We start from the raw sequence: 18,614 nt of genomic DNA on the forward strand, positions 1-18,614 counted from the left end.
CCGGTTTCACTCCGCCGGACCTTACTCCGCCAGAACGGGCGCGTCGTCGTAGAGATCGCGCAGGATGGCGGCGGAAATTCCCAGCCGCGCCGCGTCCTGCCGCATTGCCGTGCGGGAGGAGACGATGCGCGGCGTCAGGAAGACCGGCCCCGCGAAGCCGGGCAGAGCGGCGGGGGCCTCCACCGGGGCGCCGTCCAGCGACTGGCCGGCCAGCTTGCCGTCGAACAGCCGCACGCGGCCTTCCGTGATGAGCGGCCTCAGCGCCGGCACCTGCCCCAGCGTCTCGAAGAAGTCGGTGCCGATGCCCCACAGGGCCACAGGGCCGTCGGCCGCGGCTTCGGTCACCGCAGCACCCAGCGCGCGCCACTGGCGGATGAGGTAGTCGGAGCTGCTCTTGGCCTTGTCGGCCCCGATGGCGAGGTCGCCTTCGGACAAACGGCGCATCTTCTCGCCGCCGTCCGGCACGTAGAGATACTGCTCGTCGAGCGCCGCCCCGGCGTAGCGGTCGAGATGGCCCTTCTCCCTCAGGGTGGACATGGGCGTGCCTTCGATCTCGCCGCAGCCCGTCTCCTGGAAGGTGTCGAGCGGCAGGCTGGCGATGTAGGACTTGGTGTCCTGCATCTGCTCGCGCGTTTCGCCCGGCAGGCCGTAGGTGAAGGTGCCGTGGACCGTCATGCCCAGGCGCTTGATCTCATGCACCGCAGCGCGCGCGGTCTCCAGGTTCAGGCGCTTGTTGACGATGTTGTCGTTGACCCACTGGTTGCCGCTCTCGAAGCCCAGCTTGACGCCGAAGCAGCCGCTGTCGCGCATGGCCCGCCACGTCTCCAGCTTGATGGTGTCGGCGCGGCACATGGCCGACCAGGGCAGGCCGATGCGGGTCATCACCTCGCAGATCCCCAGAACGTGCTTGTCGCCGAGGTTGAAGGTGTCGTCGTCGAAATAGATGGACCGGTAGCCGTAGCGTCCGACCAGATCGCGCAGCATCCCTTCCACATAGTCCGGCTCGTAGAAGCGGACCGAGCGCTTGCCGGTGCCGTCCGGGTCGTTGCCGGTCATGGTTGCCGGCCAGACGCAGAAGATGCACTTGTAGGGGCAGCCGCGGCTGGCCCAGACCTGGAGCTGCGGCGCCTTCTGCCCGGCGGGGTTCACGTCCCAATAGCGATGGGCGATGACCTCGTCGAAGTAGGGGTAGGGCGCGGCGTTCATCTCCGCCACCGTCAGCAGCTCGTGGGGAAGCACACCCGACGCGCCGTTCAGCACGCGCACGCTGCCCTTCTCGTACTCGCCCTGGATGACGGCGTGGATGGGGAACTGCTCCATCACCGCCTCGCCCTTGGCGGACATGGCGCCGGTCAGCACGATCTTGGTGTCGGGCAGGATCTCCTTGACGCGTCGCACGATGGTCTGGTCGTGGTCCCAGCAGGGCGTCGCCGTCTCGATGAAGATGTACTCGTACCGCTCGTCCCGCAGATGCTGGAAATAGCTGTCGTAGGATTCGCGCAGCGCGATGGAATCGCGGAAGACGACCTTGGCCCCGGTGGCCTTGGCGGCGTAGGACGCGGCGTAGCCCATGAAGAAGGGATAGGGCAGATACTCCCCGAACACGAAGTTGCCGGGCGAGGAGTGGGCCTGGTTGGTGTGCGGCCACCGTGAACCGGCGCGCACGCCGCTGAACCAGGCCGAGGCCGGGGCGTCGTCGCCCGCGAACTCGAACCGCTTGATCCACCAGGGCGGATTGCTGAACAGGACCTTCATCGCGCTTCCTTCCACCGCTCCCCGCGGATCGTCATTCTCAGGCCGGCCATCACGGGCCGGCAATCACTGGCGGGCGAAACGGTCGGCCATCTCAGCGTGCATCTCGGCCAGAATGCCGTCGATGTCGCGGGTCAGCGACCAGTCCGGATAATGCTCCTGGAAACGCCGGATGTCGCTGATCCACCAGATGTGGTCGCCGATCCGGTTGGTCTCGTCGTAGCTCCAGATCATCGGGCGGCCGGTCAGCTGCTCGGCCTTCGTGATGGCCTCCGCCATCGAGCAGTTGGAGTGACGCCCGCCGCCGATGTTGTAGACCTCGGCGCTGCGCGGCTTCTGGAAGACGTGCCAGAAGGCGTTCACCAGATCGAAGGAATGGATGTTGTCGCGCACCTGCTTGCCTTTGTAGCCGAACACCCGGTAAGGCGTGCCGGTGACCGCGCATTTCACCAGATAGGCCAGGAAGCCGTGGAGCTGGGCGCCGGAATGGCCCGGCCCGGTCAGGCAGCCGCCGCGGAAGCAGGCGGTCTTCATGCCGAAATAGCGCCCGTATTCCTGCACCATCACGTCCGCGGCCACCTTGGAGGCGCCGAACAGGCTGTGCTTGGTCTGGTCGATGCTCATCGCCTCCGGGATGCCGTGGGCGGCCCAGGGGTGGGACGGGGCCAGTTCCCAACGGGTTTCCAACTCCACCAGCGGCAGCGCGTTGGGCGTGTCGCCGTAGACCTTGTTGGTGGAGGTGAAGATGAAGGGGGCGTCCGGGCAATGGCGCCGCGCGGCCTCCAGCAGGTTCAGCGTGCCGTTGGCGTTGACCGAGAAGTCGGTGAAGGGCTCCCGCGCCGCCCAATCGTGCGAGGGCTGGGCGGCCGTGTGGATCACCAGCGCGATGGACGAGCCGTACCGCGCGAACAGCGCGTCGATGGCGTCCTGGTCGCGGATGTCCGCGGTGACATGGCTGTAGGACGGGTGCCGCTTCTCCAGCCGCTCCCGGCTCCAGGCCGTGCTCGCCTCGTCGCCGAAGAAGTAGCGGCGCATGTCGTTGTCCACGCCGACGACGTCGAACCCCTTCTCCGCGAAGAAGCCGACGGCTTCGGCGCCGATCAGGCCGGCGGACCCAGTGACGATGACGACGGACATGAGGGAGTTCTCCTCGGGGAAAGTGAAGCGGGGGACCGCCAAGCGTCGTCTATAACAGAATCGGTTCCAGGATGCGCCGGTTGGCGTCCAGCCAGCCGAACAGCTCGTCCATGATGGCGCCGGGTGTCCGTCGTGGACGCCAGCCGGTCGCCTGCGTGACGTCCGCGTTGTCGGTCACGTACCAGGGGATGTCGGCGGCGCGGGTTTCCGGGCTGGCGGCGATGGGGATGCTCCGGCCCGCCCGCTCCGCGCAGAGCGCGGTCAGCTCGGCCAGCGAGACGCTCACCTCCGGCCCGCCGCCCACGTTGAAGATCCGGCCCTTGAACCGGTCCATGCCGGCCACCTGCACCCTCAGCAGATCGTACAGGTCGGTGACATGCAGCATGTCGCGCACTTGAAGCCCCTCGCCGCCGAAACCGCTGTAGGACAGGGTTCCGCCATACAGATGCCGGGCCGCCCACAGCACGACGACGCCCTGGTCGACCTTGCCCATCTGCCAGGGGCCGGTCAACACGCCGCACCGGTTGATCACGGCACGCAGGCCGTACATGGCGCCGTATTCCTCGATCATCAGTTCCGACGCCAGCTTGGTGGCGCCGTAGATGGAGCGGCTGCCCGGCATCGGGAAGTCCGTGGAAATCCCGGCCGCCGACCAGCCCGGCCCGGCGGCGCCGTCCGGCAGGACCAGTCGCGTGGCGCCGCGCTCCAACGGGAGCCGGCGCAGCGGGTCGATGGGATAGACGCGGCTGGTGGACAGGAACACCATGTCGGCGCCGTGGCGCCGCGCCGCCTCCAGGCAGTTCACCGTGCCGACGAGGTTGGTGTTGATGACATAGGCCGGGCTGCCGTCATAGCCGGCGTGCACCGACGGCTCGGCGGAGCATTCCAGCAGCAGGTCGAAGGCGCCGAGTTCCTCCAGATCCTCCGGGTTGCGCACGTCGCCATGGGCGAAGCGCACGCCGCCCGCGCGCAGGCGCTCCAGGGCCAGTTCGGAGCCGCGTCGGCGCAGGTTGTCGAAGGCCACGATCTCGGCTTCGGGCCGGTCGCGCTTGAACAGAAGAGCGAGGTTGGACCCCACGAAGCCGGCCCCGCCGGTGACGACGATCCTGTAAGGGCGTGTGGCGTTCATGGCGCGGGTGGTCCGGATCTCTTGCAGCGGGATGAGGCGATGATCAATGGGGCGATGATCGAAGAGGGGCGGTTAACAAAGCCTCAAATCCTGCGTGCGGCCGGGCTCTCCCGTCAGGCGCGCAGCGCCGTCGCCAGCCGCGTCCAGCCGCCGGGCACCGTGGGGCCCGTCTTGCGGCAGAACCAGACCACGGACGTGTGCAGGGTGTCGCCGGTCAGCGCCACCAGATGCGGATTTTCCGCGCCGGGCGCGCCGGTCCGCACCAGCCGGTCGAGCGTCGCGTCGCTCAGCGATGCGTCGAATCCGCCCAGCAGTTCGAAGCCGGTGTGCCGCGCGAACAGGGCCGCGAGTCCCTCTCCGGCTAGGTCGGGGCCGAGACCGGCCACATCCGTGCCGCCGTCGAGGCGCAGCCGGCCCATCACGGCCAGGACGCCGCCGTCCGCCAACCGCTCGTCCGCCCAGGCGAGCAGACCATCGGCGTTCGGATCGAAGATCGCGTCCTGGAGCAGAAGGACCGCGTTCCAGGGGGCGTCCCCGGATCGTTGCCCGGCGGCTTCGGGCTGGCCGTGGTGGATGGTGATCCGGTCACGGTGGAACAGACGCGGTTTCAGCAGCCACGTGTCCAATTCGCCCGCCGCCGCGCACCCGGCCCGCGCCGCGGCTCCGGGGCCGATGTCCAGCACGTCCACATGGGAGACCCATTCCGTCAGGGCCAGATAGACGCCATCGACCGCGGTGCTGACGGCCAGCATCCGGGCTGTCCCCCCGAGCAGCCCCAGCCGGTCGAGGCCGTACAGGAGGTGCACACGCTCCCACGTCCCCCGGCTGCGCTTGAAGTAGCTGTAGACGTGGTTGAGCAGGTCGTCGTCCCGCAGCGCCTCGAAATCGGGAATGTTGTCGGCGGCGCTGACGTGAAAGGTTCCGCAGTTCGTCTTGAAGCGCTGCGCCCAGGCGAACCAGGCCGGGTCCTCCCAATCCTCCGATGCGGCCAGCTTGCCGAGGCACGGCGGCCCGACCGGCCGTTCCGTAGCGGCGATGCGCAGGCGCGGGCGCAGGCGGCGGGCGTTGCGGTGGCGGAGCGCCGCATCCCGGACGCGGGCCAGAGTCTCTTCGGGCACGCCTTCGCTCCGCGCGGCGCCCGGCCAGTCCAGAAGCGCCAGCAGCGGCGCCGACCAGCGGCGCGGATCGACGGCGGCGAGGTCGGGAGCCGCCGCCGCCGCCTTCAGATCGCCGCGGGCAAGCGCCACCTCGCGCGAGGGCATTGCCAGCCGGCGGTCCAGGGCCTGCCGCATGAAGGTTTCGAGCGGCACCCCCACCGGGCCGGATGGGGTTTCCGGTGCCATGGCCTGCCGGATGATGGCGGTCAGCCGGTCACCGACGGCGTCCAGCGTGTAATCGGCGAGCGCCCGCTCATAGGCGGCCACGGCCACGGCCTGGCGCTTGCCGTCGTCGTCGATCAGCGTCGCCAGCCGAGCGGAGAAGTCTTCCAGCTCTTTGCCGAGAAGGATGGACGTGCCGTCCTCCAGGCAGTGGACGGCCTCGCCGACCGGCGTGGCGCAGATCGCCACCTTGGCCAGCATGTACTCGAACATCTTGGTCGGGCTTTTCGACGCGTTGAACGCGTTGTCGGCGTAGGGCAGCACGCCGATGTCCATCTCGGTGAGCACCGCACCGAACTCCCCCGGGGGAATGTGCTCGTGGAAGACCAGATTGTCCATCTCCGGGTGGCGTTGCCGCAGGCGCCGCTTCAACTCCTCCCAGGCGCGGCCGAAGCCGATGATGTGGAAGCGGGCCTTGCCGCGAATGCGGCTTGGCACCAGCGCGAAGGCGTCGACACCGAAGACGATGTCCTTCATAGGGATGTCGCCCCACACGTCGCCGCACCACAGGATGTTCACGGAGTCGCCGAAGAGCCGGCGCGGTTCGCCGCGGCGGTCGGGATTGAAGACGTCGCGGTCCGCCACCGTGTGGACGAGGTGGGTGTTCGGGTTGAAGGGGGTGAGCAGGTCGAGGATGCTCTGGCTCGACGCCACGCAGGCCTGCGCCCGAGCGGCGAAGCGACCGAGGAACTCCTCAGGCTTCAGCGACGGCAGCCAGGGCTCGATCCGGCGGAACGGCTGGTTGCCCAGATCGTAGTCGTCGTAGTCGAGGACGATCCGGTTGCCGTTGCGGGCCGCCGCCATCAGGCAGGCGATGGCGTGGTAGCCGGCCTTCTGCACGTAGAGCAGCGCCCGCGGGTTCTGGGACAACACCTCGAAGGCCGCCAGATTCAGGCGGAGTTTCTCCTCCTCCGCCAGACCGGCCACCGGCCCCCCCTGTTCCGCCGCGCCGAGATGGTCGAAGAAGGACAGCACTTCCGCGCGGATGCCGCGTTGGTTGACCAGCTTTGCGAAGCTGTAGGCGCGCACGCGGGCCGGCGCCAGTTTGAACCCGTCCTGCGCGACGAAGATGACGGCGGCCTGGGCATAGCGGGCCATGTCATCCGGACCCAGCGGTGAAGGGATCGGCATCGATAATCCGGGAAGGGCGCAGCGGAAAGTCCGGCCACCCTCCGACTGGTTTTGCTGGCGGTCAAGACAAAAATATTAAGGACAACCGCTTCTTGCGTCTTTTCAAAGATGGGTTGCGTAGCTCGGGATTTTGTTTCAGAAGTTGGTGGGTGTGGTGGGCTGGCTGTGGCCTTTCTTACAGAGAGCCTGCCGTCTTGTTTTGCAGAGCCGGTGATATTTCATGATTTCCGTCATTGTCTACGGCAGGAACGACTCGCACGGCTATAATCTGCACAAACGCGCCGCTCTTAGCCTCAACAGCATCGCAGAGGTTTTGACCGCTCCCGGTGATGAGATCGTCTTCGTCGATTACAACACGCCTGACGATCTGCCGACCTTCGTCGAAGCGATTCTCGATACGTTGACCGGGCGCTCCCGAGAGATTCTGCGTGTCGTTCGCGTTCGTCCGGCGCTGCATGCACTTTTCGCCGACCGGACCAGCTATGCGACCGTAGAATCGGTCGCCCGGAACGTGGGCTTGCGCCGCTCCAATCCGCACAACCGCTGGATATTGTCCACGAACACCGACATGGTTTTCCTCCGCCGGGATGGGGGCCGTTCCCTGTCGGAGCTGGTGGACGGGTTGCCCGACGGCTTCTATCAGGTGCCGCGTTTCGAAGTGCCGGAATCGCTGTGGGAATCCTTGGACCGCCGCGATCCCCGCTTGGCGATCGAACGGTTTCGCTGGTGGGGTGCACGTTTTCACCTGAACGAGCTGGTGCACACCGATCCCATCACGCGTTTTGACGGCATCGGAGACTTCCAGCTTGCCCTCCGGTCGGATCTGTTCGCGATCCATGGCTTCAACGAGGACATGCTGGCGGGGTGGAACGTCGACATGAACCTGTGCCATCGGCTGCACCGCCGGTATGGGCGTGTCGACTCCCTGTCGGACCAAGTCCTGGCCTATCATTGTGGCCACACCCGTCTTCCCACCGCGATCCATCGCGACGACACGGTCATGAACGATCCGGTGCGCTACATCGACCGTGTCGTTCGGGACGACCTGCCCGAGCAGGCGGAGCGTTGGGGCCTGGCGCGTCATGCGCTGGAGGAGTTCCGCGCGGACGCTCCGCCTTCCGGTCGCCTGCCCGCCGCCCTGGAAGAGAGTCTCCCGGCGCAGGACGATCCCGGACGTGAGGCATGGAACGACTTCACCAATTTCAGCGCCCGTTTCCGTTTGCGGCTCGACCCGGACCACGCGCTTCCCTATGTCGCGGATCTCTTGGCGACGGCGCCGCCGGATGCGGTGCTGGCCTATGTCGGCAGTCACCGTGGGATGTTCGAACGCACGCTGCGGGCTTGGCGGGCGCTCGGCCATGGCGAGGCGGTTCTGGTGCCCGAAGGTGGGGTGATTCCGGATGAAGTCCCTGGCGTGAAAGCCGTCGATGCGCTGGAACTCGACCGCCGGGCCTCTCTGTTTCTGTTCGAATTCGCCCTGGATGACGTCTGGCTTGCCCAGGACCCCTGCCCCTGCTTCGAGGGGATTCCGGAGGAAGGGCTGAAGCAACTCGGCCTGATCTACGGCCTCTTCATTCAGCAGACGGAACGGGAGCGCCAACGCCTCGCGGCGGGCAAGGGCACGCCGAGGCGTTTCATCGGCGTGCCTGCGGTCAACACGTTCTTCGGCATGCGCTTCGGAGAGCGGGTCATGTTCACGCACACGATGTTCAGCACGCGCGTCCGGCATGGGCAGGTCCGCCGCACAGGGCTCGCCGTCCGATCCGATGGGGCGGCGGACGAGACCGGGCGGCGCCTCGGAGCGGCCCTGGGCCGGGCCTTTTCCATCGACCGGCAGGAGGTCGAGATCGCGCGCGGCGATCTGGACCGCATTCTTGCCGCCGAAGGGCCGGATGCCGTTGAACCGCACCGCTGCACGGCGGTCGCTCTGGCGCTGCTGGACGTTGTTGGGGGGGGGTGCCTGAGCCGGTGCGGCAGGAGCGGAGACGTTGGATCGAACGGAACCGGCCGAGTCGTGCATTGCGGGAGCGCATCGATCCTCTCATCGTTTCTTCCAGGCCCCCTGGCCCGCCGCTGCTCAATAAGCTCTGCGCGGCGGAGGATTGGGAGGATGTCCACTGGCGGGCTGCCGCCGAGGAGTTCACGCGTGACGGCCTGCCTTTCCGGGCGTCCACCTACGCCTATTTCAAGCGCAGCCGCGGGGTGTGGGAACGCACTCACATGCTGTACGGGATGAGGCAGCTTGGCGTGATCGGGTATGATGCCCGCTGTGCGGTCATTAGCCGAGTGCCGGACGGGCTGGGCCATTTCCTGTCCCTCCGGAGCGCCGGGGTTGATGTCATCGACCTCCAGGGGCATGAGGCTGGCTGGCTGGCGCGGCGGCGGATGCGTCGGGCGGACCGGATGTCCATCCTCCCCGATCTGGACTCCATACCGCCAGACCGCTCGTGGAATGCTGTCTTCATTCCGCAGAACACCCTGCTGATAGTCGGATTGCGGCAGGCCGATGCCATTCTACGCAGCACCGTGCACAGGTTAGCCGGGGATGGGGTCATCGCCTGCTCTGTGGAGACCGCTCTCGATGGGCGGGGACGGAGGGATCGCCTGACTCCGGGCCGGGTCGCCGCGGTGATGGCCATCCTTGCCGAAAGGAGCGGACTGGAATTGTGCGGGAGCAGGGACTGGAGCCTGAGCGACGCCACGCTGGACCGGATTGCTGTGCAGGGAGAGGATTCGGAGCGCCGGCCGCATTTGGTGACGCGCGACGATCACGGCCCTCGCACCTGTTCGGTCTGGTTCCTGCGCAAGGGAGGGCATTGTCAGCGTTGAGCTCGACTTTGGCCAATTTTGGGGTCAGTGGATCAGGCGTGTATCCAGAAGTCCGGCTCGTTGGCGATGTAGTCGAGGGCGCGGTCGGGGGCCATGGTGGCAATCCCCAGCGGGCCTGAGGCTCCTCAGCGCTCGCCGTTCCACCAGAGCACCTGGACCGTGTCGCCGTTGCCGGACGGCCGCAACCGCGCGATGGGGGTGCCGGTGCGTTCCCTGAGGAGCGTGTAGCCGCGGGCGGCCTTGCGCACGATCACACCGCCGCCGCGTGCTTGGTTGAATCCCTCGATACGCTTCAATCTGCACTGCCGAATCACCCCCATGATCAGAACCGTTCCACCGGGCGGCGGGTGATGGCTGCGCCGTCCCCTGGCACGGACGGGGCGGAGGGGCTGAACAAGGGTTTTGGGAAGACTGGTTCCAACGTATGATCTCGGCCGGCGGCTCGGTCCCATCGGGCCGAGGAATGGCCGGCCGCGAGGGAGAAAGCCGTGAAGCGCATCAGCGAGGACAAGGCAGCGGATCTTGCCCGGGACATCCGGACCCTGCTCAAGGTCCATGCCGAGGCCATGGGGCGCATCGAGGAAATGTTGGACAAGCCGAGCGTTCCCATCGCCGAGGCCGTGGCGGAACTGGCCGCCATGTCGCGTGGCTTCGCCGCCAACTGCCACGACGTGAAGTTCCGCTACGACTGGAGCATCCCGCCTGCGCCGGAATGGTTCGATCATTTTATCGACTCCTATCTCCTGCTGCGCCGCGACCGGAACACCTTCTGGATGGAGCGGGGTGTCTATGGCGTTCTGGCTCTGTCGCGGGGCGGGAGGGTGCTTGAGCTATGCTGCGGGGACGGCTACTATACGCGGAATTTCTATGCGCCCTTCGCCGGAAGCATCGTGGCACTCGATTTCGACCCCGACGCCATCGCGCACGCCCGGCGCTACAATGCCGCGCCGAACGTCGAATTCCGGAACGCGGACATCCGCAAGGACATCCCGAAAGAAACCTTCGACAATGTAGTGTGGGACGCCGCCATTGAGCATTTCACGCCGGATGAGATGGACGGCATCCTGAAGACCGTATCGTCGTGTCTGGATGGAAAAGGCTGCCTCAGCGGCTACACCATCGTCGCCATGGACTCGGGCAAGCATCTGGACCAGCATGAGCACGAGTTTACGTCCATGGGCGAACTCGTGGACTGCCTTTTCACGCATTTCCGCAATGTGAAGGTTTTCGAGACGGTCCATCCGGCGCGCCACAACCTGTATTTCTACGCTTCCGATACCGTCCTGCCATTTGACGGCCATTGGCCGCACGTCGTCGAGAAGCGCCGGTGATCCTGCCGCACCTTCACAGCCGCCCTACCCCCGGCATCACTCCCGAACGGCTTCCATGAACAGGCTATCCGGCTTGTGGGTCGTGCCGGACGGCGTGGTCTCCAGGTGGTACAGGGCAAAACCGGGAATGGCGGACTCGCTTGCCGACATCGGGCGGCAGCCGGCAAAGCCGGCCTGTTCGAGACATCGGCGGAGCGACAGGCGGTCGTACATCCAGCGATGCACCTCGCCACTCAGCCGGAAGCGCCCGATCTCGGTCGGATCTTCCGCACCGGCCGTCTCCGCTTCCTGCTCTACCGTGCCGTCGCTCAGTAGGGCTTCGGCGTCCGAGCCAATGCGGTGGCGGACAAAGTCTAGCGCCTGGACTGGGCACCGTTCCAGGAAGTGGGCGATCCGGCCGCCGCTGGTGTGACGGGCAAGCTGATCGACCAACTCGGCGATCATCCAATCGTGCCGCGCGGCGGCGCCCTCCTCCCCCGCGTCGCAGGCCGCCAATGTGCCAAGATAGGCGCGGCAGGCGGCCTCCAGGTCTGGCACCGCGATTCGCAGGGTGCCGCCGGGCTTCAGCACGCGGCGGCATTCCCGTAGGAAGGCAGGGACCGCCGCCGGGCTCAGATGCTCAAGCACGTGAGAGTGGTAGACCGCGTCGAACGTTCCGTCCAGAAAGGGAAGACCTGCGGCTGCGTCGTGAGCCAGCACCGCGTAGCTGTAGGGCATCACGTCCATATTGACCCAGTCGTCGTGAAAACGCTCCCCGCAGCCGATGTTGAGCAGGAGCGGGCGGGCGGGGTTCACTGGCTCGACCACTTCGCACAGATAGGTCTTGGTCGGCGTCGGTTCGTCCAGGACATCGGCAAGGTCATAGGGGATGCTCCGCCAGATGCGCCGGATCAATAGCCCATGGCGGACGAGCAGCGCGCGCAGTTCGCCCTCGTTGAGGATCACCTCGGCCATCGGGGCGCCGTAGCCGGACTTGCGCAGCCAGGTCGTGGGGCGTCGGGCCAGCACGGGAACCGTGTGGAACACCACGAAACGGCGGGCGACGCGACGCGCCTCGGCGATGGCCGCCTCGTAGTCCATGGTGTGCATCAGAGAGACGCCATTGAACACGATGTCCATGCTGCCGTTCCCATAGGGCAGCCGCGTGGCGTTGGCCACGGCGAAAGATCGGCCGGGGCGATGCTGGCAGGCCAGTGCGATCATCGGCGTGCTCCGATCAATGCCGGCGTAGCGCACGCGCCCGGGCAGGAGGTGATCGAACACCTCGGCGTAATACCCGCTGCCGCACCCCACTTCGAGGAGCGTCGGAGACCACAAGCCGGCAGCCTCCACTGCCTGGGCCGCGACGGCCAGATCGCTGCGCGCCGCGCCGGCGCGCATGCCGGCCAGCAGGTCGCGGAAAGCCTGTTCCTGGGCGTTGCAGACCTCGGGCCGGTTCCATGCCTCATCCGGTCGGGCGGCCAGGGTTTGGGCTTGCGCCCGGTCGATCACGCTGTAGCCGCGATGCTCCCGTACCGGAGCGGAAGGCGGGGCCGCCGCCGTCTGGGCAGACTGGGCCGCCCGGGGCTCCGGAACCGCCGGCTTCCGCGACGGCGACCGGGAGGAGAGATGGCGGCGCAGGATCGCGTCGAACTCGTGGATGCGCTGGGCCATCCCATGCTCTTCCAGACAGCGCCGTTGACCGTTCCGGGCGATGGCGCGGCGGGCCTCGGGATTGGCCAGATAATGTTCGATCTTTTCGATCAGGTCGTTCGCGTCTGTGAAGGTTTCAATGTCCCTGCCGGGCTGGAAGAAAGATGCTAGATTGTCGTGATGTTCCGTCAGCAGGAAGGCTCCGCCCCCGGTCGCCTCGAACAGGCGCATGTTGGAGGTTTCGTTCCCGGCCAGGTTCATGATGCGCCCGTCGCCAGTGAGGCTACTATAGTCGCCCCGGGCGTCGAACACGATGCGCCCGCTTTTTAGCACCCGCTGCATGGCCAGTCCGAAGACCTGGGGCTGCAACCGGCGGCGGGCGGACGGCGGCAGGTCGTCGAGGTCGCCGCCCAGATGCAGCGCGCAGGAGAAACCGCATTCCTCCGCCGCCTCGGCGATGCGGTTGACCAGCAGGTTGCGCGGGGCGTGATAGGCGCGGGTGTAGGAGCCGGGGAAGACGAGGTCGCACGTTTCGGGCACGTTGGCGACAGTGCTGGCGATCCATTCGGGAAAGCCGGGCATGTAAGGCTCGGCGGCCCGCACTCCCAACCGCTTTGCGGCATCGCGCACGCCGGCAAGTCCCGACAGGATGAGGTCGAACTCAGACCAGTCGGTGCCTACCGGAATTTTCGCGGCATGCCAGCCGACCACGAGCCGGGGGCGTCGGCGCAGGCTGCGGATGAAGGCGCTGTCGAAGGTGGCCGCGTCGCTGCAATAGAGAATGTCCGGGGCCAGTGCGTCCACTTGGCGGCGCACCACCTCATGAAGCATGCGGTCGGGCGACGGTGCCGGAAAGCCGTTTTCCCGCAGCCAAGCTCTCTGCGCGGGCCAGGCGTTGCCGATGATCAGGTGGGCCTCGTACCCCACCGTGCCGAGATAGGGCGCAATGTTGTGGAGCGCGCTGAACCCGTCCAGGACAAGCGCTTCGATCTGATTGTCGAATGGCGCCGCCCGCAATTCCGAGTGGGCTTCGTAGAACGCCTCGATATAACGGGGATAGAAGCTTTCCAACTGGACAAGCCGCAATTCGCCATCCGCCGGTCGTGTTGGCATCGGAAACGATCCGGTCTGTTGGGGCATTGAGGGTGTCCTTTCAGTTTCTGTCCGTGTCGGGCGGCGATGGACAGAATATGGTCCAAACTCAATTAAACATCTGCTGATTTGCGGCTTGCAAGAAGCGCGGCAAGACGGGGCGCAGTCTGCGCCGAGCGTCGGCGTAGCGCGCCGTCTTCCAGCAGGCGGATCAGGCATGGCTGCACCGCCCCAGGCTCTCAGCCTTCCACGGCAAGCGCGCAGCCGCGCCGGGCGAAGGCACCTGTTCGCCTACATCGAAGGCTACTGTAATCGCTAACGCCTCCACTCGGTGATCGGCTATAGAACTTCTGAGCAGGCCGAGTTGCGGGCCGGTCGCCGGTTACCCGGCACGGAACGCCCCCGCCACCGCCTCGGCCACGCGCGCGACCTGCCGGTCGGTCATCTGCGGATACATGGGGAGGCTGAGGATGCGTCCGGCCAAGCTTTCGGTCCGGGGCAGCCCACCGGGAGCCAGAGGCACGCGCCCCGCATAGGCCGGCTGACGATGGATCGGTACGGGATAATGGATGCCCGTGGCGATCCCGCGCGCCGTCAGCGCCATGCGCAGGGCGTCGCGCTCTTCGAATTCGACGACATATTGGTGGAATACGTGGACGGCGCCGGCGCGCCGGCGCGGCAGGGTCAGCGGCAGCTCGGCGAGCCGGTGGTCGTACAGCGCGGCGATCTGCTGCCGACGCGTGTTTTCGGTTGCCAGATAGGGCAGTTTGGCCCTCAGCACCGCCGCCTGCACTTCGTCGAGCCGGCTGTTGCGTCCGGCCACGGCACTGACGAAGCGGTCGCGCCATCCGTACTGGCGCAGTTCCCGGACCCGCTCGACCAGGGCCGCGTCGCTGGTGGTCAGCACCCCGGCATCGCCGAGCGCACCAAGATTCTTGGTCGGGTAGAGGCTGAAGGCGGCGGCGTTTCCGAAGCCGCCCACCGGCCGGCCCCGCCACAGGGCGCCATGCGCCTGCGAGGCGTCCTCGATCACCGCGATGTCATGGCGTCCGGCAATTTCCAAGATGGCGTCGAGATCGACCGGCTGGCCGTAGAGATGGACGGGGATGACCGCTCTGATCCGGCCGCCGGTAGGCTCGGCGCGCAGCACCGCTTCCAGGGACTCCGGATCGAGGCCATGCATTGCGTCGACATCGGCCAGCACAGGCGTCGCCCCGGCCATTTCGATCGCCGCGACGGTGGCGACTGCCGTGTGCGATACGGTCACCACTGCATCGCCGCGTCCGATGCCCAGCGCTTCCAGGGCCAGCACGATGGCGTCGGTGCCGTTGGCCACGCCGACGGCACAGGCGGTGCCGGCGACGGGAGCGAACTCCGCCTCAAAGGCTTTCACCTCCTGGCCCAGGATATACCAGCCGCTGTCCAGCGCCCGGCGCAACGCGGCGTCGATCCCGTCGCGGTGGGCACGATACGAGGCGGCGGGATCGGTCTGCGGAACGCTGTCGTCCATGGAATGAAACAGGCCCTTCCAACCGTCACAGATAATGCCGGACATACCGGCGGTAGTACGCGACAGTGCGTTGCAGTCCGTCTTCCAAAGGCACGCGGGGCACCCAGCCGGTCACGGTGCGGAAGGCCCGGTCGTCGGCGTAATAATCGCCGATGTCGATCCGTTTGCGTTCCGCCGGAAACTCGTGAATCGAGTAGCGCCCGCCCGATACCGAAGCCAGAAGGGCAGCCGTGTCCGCCAAGCTGTAGACGCCGTCGCCTCCCAGGTTGAAGGCGCGTCCGACCGCATCCTCGGCCATGGCGAGACGCATAAGCGCATCGACTGCGTCGTCGACGTAGGTGTAGTCGCGCAATTGCTCCCCGCCCCAGACCTCGAACGGTTGACCCTCGATCACGGCACGCACCCAGACGCCGAGGAAGGTTTGGCGGGCGTCCTTAATGCGCATCCGCGGCCCATAGGTGTTGGTCAGCCGCAGGGCCGTGGTCTGCAGACCATACACCCGCGTGTAGAGCATATGATAGGACTCTCCGGCGATCTTGTTGATCCCGTTAACGTCCACAGGGTCCAGCGGATGCGCCTCGTCCACCGGCAGGTAGCGCGGGCGGCCATAGATTTGGCGCGTGCTGGCGAAGACGATGCGTGCGCCGGGATTGTGCTGGCGGCAAATCTCAAGGATGGACAACTGTGCGGCGCCGTTGATGGCGAGGTCGGTGAACGGGTCGTTCATCGAGTCAAGGTGCGATGTCTGCCCCGCCAGATTGAAGATCAGCTCGCGGTCGTGCATCAACCAGCGCAGGCTGTGCGGGTCGCGGATGTCCGAGACGTTGATGCGGACTGGTGGCACGGCGCCGTCCAGACCATCTCCTTCCAGGTTGAACGGATTGCCGCCATATTCCGGGACCAAGCTGTCGATCACCACTACGTCAGCCCCGAGACCAGCCAGTCGCAGCGCGAGATTGGAGCCGATGAAGCCGAGACCGCCGGTGATTAGCACGCGGCGACCGGCCCAGCAGGAGAACTTGCCAGCATCGGTGGGCAACATGGCGTCGGGGGTGTTCATCGGGATCCGTGGAACTGGCACGCGCATCGGATTCCCTGTTGCCGTCGCTGCGGAAGGCTGATCCGACCACATCATCTTCATGCCGAATAGCGGCCTTGTCACGCCCGAAATTGCCGCGCAGAGTGGCGCCTGCGTTCCCCCGACGCGATGACGGTCCGCCCGCCGCCTCTTGAGAGAGCCTATACCCATGAACATCACGTCCCGATGCCGCAGAAAGCCCGGTCCGCTGGTGGTCGCCACCCTGGGGCAGCATTTCGAGCAAGTCGACCGCTGTTGGGCTGCGGGAAATCATATCGGAGCGCTCGACATCGTCGCTGCGCTCGTTGAACAATACCCTAGCCGTTCCATCGAATTTCTGGCGCGCGTCCATCCGATTTTCATGGAGTTGGAGAACCGGACCCGGTACGAACTCTACCAGCAGCGTCTGTTCGACTTTCCCATCCGGCCCGGTGACCGCGTGCTCGACATCGGCAGCGGGCACATGCCCTTTCCTTTGGCGACTCATCTGGCCGACATCGCCACTACCGACGACGGCTATGGCCGGGCCGGCGTGCCGTTCCGCTGGATCGAAGACAAGCCCGTCTTCGAGGTGCCACTGGAAAACACCGGCTTCGCCGACAAAGAATTCGACTTCGTTTATTGTTCACACGTCCTTGAACACGCGACCGATCCGGAGAAAGCCTGCGCTGAACTCATTCGTATCGCCAAGCGTGGCTATATCGAAACGCCCAGCCCGGCGAAGGATTTTTTCCTTCAAATGGCCGGTGTGTCGAATCATCGCTGGTCGGTCGATCTGGAGGGCGATTTCCTTTCCATTGTTGAGTACACGCCCCGAGACATCGTCGGTATCGGGTCCGACGTTTTGCTTCATATGTGCTGCGATCCCGTCACGGAACGCGAGAAGGCGCTCAAGTCATTACTTCTTCTGTGCGCCGATCGTGTGAACACCATGTTTATGTGGGAGGATTCCTTCGAATACTCCGTCCGCCGCATTGCAAAGCCGCCGCAAGCGTCATGAGGGCGCGCTTCCCGCGCGTAGGACGCGCGCTTGCTGGATGCCTATCAGCGCATGAGGGCAAGCCCCAAATCCTGGTAGGTTCTCAAGGTTCCGGCGGCGGCCCAGGGGCGGGTTCTTATATAATACTCCAGGCCGCGCCTGACATGGGACAGGACATGCCGGTGTTCCTCCAGCGCCTCCGTGCGTCGGTTCATCGCTTCCAGCGTCAGGGCACGGTCAAAGCGGGACATGATCAGAGATGGGGCGGCCTTGATCGCGCGGTTGTGCAGATCGAGCGCCTGTTCGAAATGCCCTCGCCTCTGCTGTGTCAGGCCAAGCCAGCCAAGAATGGCCGGGTGCTGCGCTTCGATTTTCATCGCGCGCGTTAGCGTGTCTTCAGCTTGGTCAATCTCTCCGGCGGCCAGATGCGCGAGGCCCAGGGTCGCCAGGGCTGAAGTGCTCTGGGAAGGGCTGCTCTGCAGCAGCCGGACGGCTTCGCCGCCCCGGTTCAGCCCGATCAGGGCCATAGCTTGGTAAAGGTGCAGGGAGGCGATCTCCGGCGGTGGCGGAGTGGGAACGTGCCGGTCTATCGTGATCGTCTCTTCGAAACGGCACGCTTCGTTCAGGGTTGTGGCCAGGCGGAACAGCAGGGACATCTGGCCAGGCGCGATCCTGAGGCTGGCCTCGAAGCAGTGGATCGCCTCATCCCAGCGTTCCGTAACGTCGTAGGCGCGGCCCAACTGGGCCAGGATTCCTGGATTGTCCGGGAACATGAGCGCGCCCTTCTCCAGCGTAAGAAGGGCGGTCGCGGGATCGGAATGGGTCAATGGGTCTGCCATTTGCAGCAGCACGTCGACAACAATGGAGCGAGCGTCCCCGGCCGGATCGAGGGCGTAGGCGCGCTCCAGCAGGGCAAGGGCGCTGCCCGGATCCCGATGCTGAAGGTGGCTGGCTTGGTCGGCCAGGTCTATGGCTGCTGCTGCCGCAGCATAGCGCGGTTCCAGCGACAGGGCGGTGCAGTGGATGTCGTCCGCTTCGGGCCGCCGGGCGGCGCGCAGGCAATCGGCGAGCAGACCGTACGCAAGGGCATGCTCGGGATTCGCGTCGATCGCTCTCCGGAACGCCTGAATCGCTTGTTCCGTGTCGCCGAGCCTGCGGAAAGAACGCCCCATGACAAAATGGTAGTTTGAGAGCGTGTCCGACCGGATGCGTTCCCGCCACGCGGCGACATCGATGGCACCCGCTGAATTGGGTTCCGTTGGGGTGGACAAGGATCTGCTCCCGTGATGCGCATGGTTGCCGCGACCGGCTGGCCTCAACTTACCGGGTCTTCCCCCGCACGCGTCAAGCCTGCTGCGCGGGGCAGGTTTGACCATCAGCTCTGGAGCTGACAAAGGCAAGGTCTTCGGTCAGATTATAGATGAATTTATTGAAACTGGTGCGGAGAGTTTTCCTCTGTGCAGAGAACTCTGCCGGCATTCGGAGCAGGTCAATAAAAACGCCGAAGGTTGCAGTAGGCTGCCAGCTCGACGGGAACAGCGCTCACCGAGTGTAGGAATAGAGCGAGGGCATTTTCTTCTTGTTTGATTGCGGAAAAGGAGACGGTCTTTGCATTGTCAATTCTACTGAAAATAC

General features: G+C 65.9%; 13 protein-coding genes. 4 read left to right on the forward strand and 9 right to left on the reverse strand.

Going from position 1 to position 18,614, the window contains the following annotated elements; all coding sequences use genetic code 11:
- Positions 1–21 precede the first annotated feature (21 nt).
- From Sp245p_RS26410 to Sp245p_RS26425, 4 genes are all read right to left on the reverse strand, one after another.
- Positions 22–1,755, reverse strand: a complete 1,734-nt coding sequence (locus Sp245p_RS26410) for a B12-binding domain-containing radical SAM protein (RefSeq protein WP_014200312.1) — start codon at positions 1,753–1,755, stop codon at positions 22–24.
- Positions 1,756–1,818: 63 nt separating this feature from the next.
- On the reverse strand, positions 1,819–2,889 hold the full coding sequence (locus tag Sp245p_RS26415) for an NAD-dependent epimerase/dehydratase family protein (RefSeq protein ID WP_014200311.1): 1,071 nt from the start codon (positions 2,887–2,889) through the stop codon (positions 1,819–1,821).
- Between the two features lie 49 nt (positions 2,890–2,938).
- The gene (locus Sp245p_RS26420; RefSeq protein WP_014200310.1) at positions 2,939–4,018 is read right to left on the reverse strand and encodes an NAD-dependent epimerase/dehydratase family protein; all 1,080 of its coding nucleotides are present in this window, start codon (positions 4,016–4,018) and stop codon (positions 2,939–2,941) included.
- Between the two features lie 113 nt (positions 4,019–4,131).
- On the reverse strand, positions 4,132–6,495 hold the full coding sequence (locus tag Sp245p_RS26425) for a glycosyltransferase family 4 protein (RefSeq protein WP_014200309.1): 2,364 nt from the start codon (positions 6,493–6,495) through the stop codon (positions 4,132–4,134).
- A gap of 253 nt (positions 6,496–6,748) precedes the next feature.
- On the opposite strand from Sp245p_RS26425, the gene Sp245p_RS26430 reads away from it, so the two are divergent.
- Both Sp245p_RS26430 and Sp245p_RS26435 read left to right on the forward strand, forming a co-directional pair.
- The gene (locus Sp245p_RS26430) at positions 6,749–8,764 is read left to right on the forward strand and encodes a hypothetical protein (RefSeq protein WP_109139051.1); all 2,016 of its coding nucleotides are present in this window, start codon (positions 6,749–6,751) and stop codon (positions 8,762–8,764) included.
- Positions 8,749–9,357, forward strand: coding sequence for a hypothetical protein (locus Sp245p_RS26435; protein ID WP_109139052.1), 609 nt, complete (start codon positions 8,749–8,751; stop codon positions 9,355–9,357). Before Sp245p_RS26430 ends, Sp245p_RS26435 begins: the two co-directional genes overlap by 16 nt.
- Before the next feature lie 125 nt (positions 9,358–9,482).
- Here Sp245p_RS26435 and Sp245p_RS35195 read toward each other — a convergent pair whose 3' ends face one another.
- Positions 9,483–9,653 carry a hypothetical protein gene (locus Sp245p_RS35195; RefSeq protein WP_162471590.1) on the reverse strand — a complete coding sequence of 57 codons (171 nt, stop codon included), beginning with the start codon at positions 9,651–9,653 and terminating at the stop codon, positions 9,483–9,485.
- 192 nt (positions 9,654–9,845) lie between these two features.
- Between Sp245p_RS35195 and Sp245p_RS26440 the strand changes: the two genes are divergently transcribed.
- Complete coding sequence (locus Sp245p_RS26440) at positions 9,846–10,688, forward strand: class I SAM-dependent methyltransferase (protein WP_014200306.1); 843 nt, start codon at positions 9,846–9,848, stop codon at positions 10,686–10,688.
- Between the two features lie 36 nt (positions 10,689–10,724).
- Here Sp245p_RS26440 and Sp245p_RS26445 read toward each other — a convergent pair whose 3' ends face one another.
- The 3 genes from Sp245p_RS26445 to Sp245p_RS26455 all read right to left on the reverse strand — a co-directional run bounded on the left by Sp245p_RS26445 (position 10,725) and on the right by Sp245p_RS26455 (position 15,982).
- Complete coding sequence (locus tag Sp245p_RS26445; protein WP_244439588.1) at positions 10,725–13,460, reverse strand: methyltransferase domain-containing protein; 2,736 nt, start codon at positions 13,458–13,460, stop codon at positions 10,725–10,727.
- Between the two features lie 334 nt (positions 13,461–13,794).
- Positions 13,795–14,922, reverse strand: coding sequence for a DegT/DnrJ/EryC1/StrS family aminotransferase (locus tag Sp245p_RS26450; protein WP_014200304.1), 1,128 nt, complete (start codon positions 14,920–14,922; stop codon positions 13,795–13,797).
- Between the two features lie 25 nt (positions 14,923–14,947).
- Positions 14,948–15,982 carry an NAD-dependent epimerase/dehydratase family protein gene (locus Sp245p_RS26455; RefSeq protein WP_014200303.1) on the reverse strand — a complete coding sequence of 345 codons (1,035 nt, stop codon included), beginning with the start codon at positions 15,980–15,982 and terminating at the stop codon, positions 14,948–14,950.
- A 187-nt stretch (positions 15,983–16,169) separates the two neighbouring features.
- Here Sp245p_RS26455 and Sp245p_RS26460 point away from each other — a divergent pair, with 187 nt between their 5' ends.
- On the forward strand, positions 16,170–17,000 hold the full coding sequence (locus Sp245p_RS26460; protein WP_014200302.1) for a class I SAM-dependent methyltransferase: 831 nt from the start codon (positions 16,170–16,172) through the stop codon (positions 16,998–17,000).
- A 44-nt stretch (positions 17,001–17,044) separates the two neighbouring features.
- Here the strand turns inward: Sp245p_RS26460 and Sp245p_RS26465 are convergent, their stop codons facing one another.
- A complete protein-coding gene (locus Sp245p_RS26465) occupies positions 17,045–18,250 on the reverse strand; it encodes a tetratricopeptide repeat protein (RefSeq protein ID WP_158310487.1) in 1,206 nt (401 codons plus the stop codon).
- Positions 18,251–18,614: the final 364 nt, after the last annotated feature.

This window comes from Azospirillum baldaniorum (genome assembly GCF_003119195.2).
Classification (GTDB): Bacteria; Pseudomonadota; Alphaproteobacteria; order Azospirillales; family Azospirillaceae; genus Azospirillum; species Azospirillum baldaniorum.

Bases quoted from the DNA above. Each gene is read 5' to 3' on its own strand.
- Sp245p_RS26460 (WP_014200302.1), top strand. From the start codon at position 16,170: ATGAACATCACGTCCCGATGCCGCAGAAAGCCCGGTCCGCTGGTGGTC.
- Sp245p_RS26455 (WP_014200303.1), bottom strand. From the start codon at position 15,982: ATGAACACCCCCGACGCCATGTTGCCCACCGATGCTGGCAAGTTCTCC.
- Sp245p_RS26425 (WP_014200309.1), bottom strand. From the start codon at position 6,495: ATGGCCCGCTATGCCCAGGCCGCCGTCATCTTCGTCGCGCAGGACGGG.
- Sp245p_RS26445 (WP_244439588.1), bottom strand. From the start codon at position 13,460: ATGCCCCAACAGACCGGATCGTTTCCGATGCCAACACGACCGGCGGAT.
- Sp245p_RS26430 (WP_109139051.1), top strand. From the start codon at position 6,749: ATGATTTCCGTCATTGTCTACGGCAGGAACGACTCGCACGGCTATAAT.
- Sp245p_RS26450 (WP_014200304.1), bottom strand. From the start codon at position 14,922: ATGGACGACAGCGTTCCGCAGACCGATCCCGCCGCCTCGTATCGTGCC.
- Sp245p_RS26435 (WP_109139052.1), top strand. From the start codon at position 8,749: ATGCTGTACGGGATGAGGCAGCTTGGCGTGATCGGGTATGATGCCCGC.
- Sp245p_RS26415 (WP_014200311.1), bottom strand. From the start codon at position 2,889: ATGTCCGTCGTCATCGTCACTGGGTCCGCCGGCCTGATCGGCGCCGAA.
- Sp245p_RS26420 (WP_014200310.1), bottom strand. From the start codon at position 4,018: ATGAACGCCACACGCCCTTACAGGATCGTCGTCACCGGCGGGGCCGGC.
- Sp245p_RS26410 (WP_014200312.1), bottom strand. From the start codon at position 1,755: ATGAAGGTCCTGTTCAGCAATCCGCCCTGGTGGATCAAGCGGTTCGAG.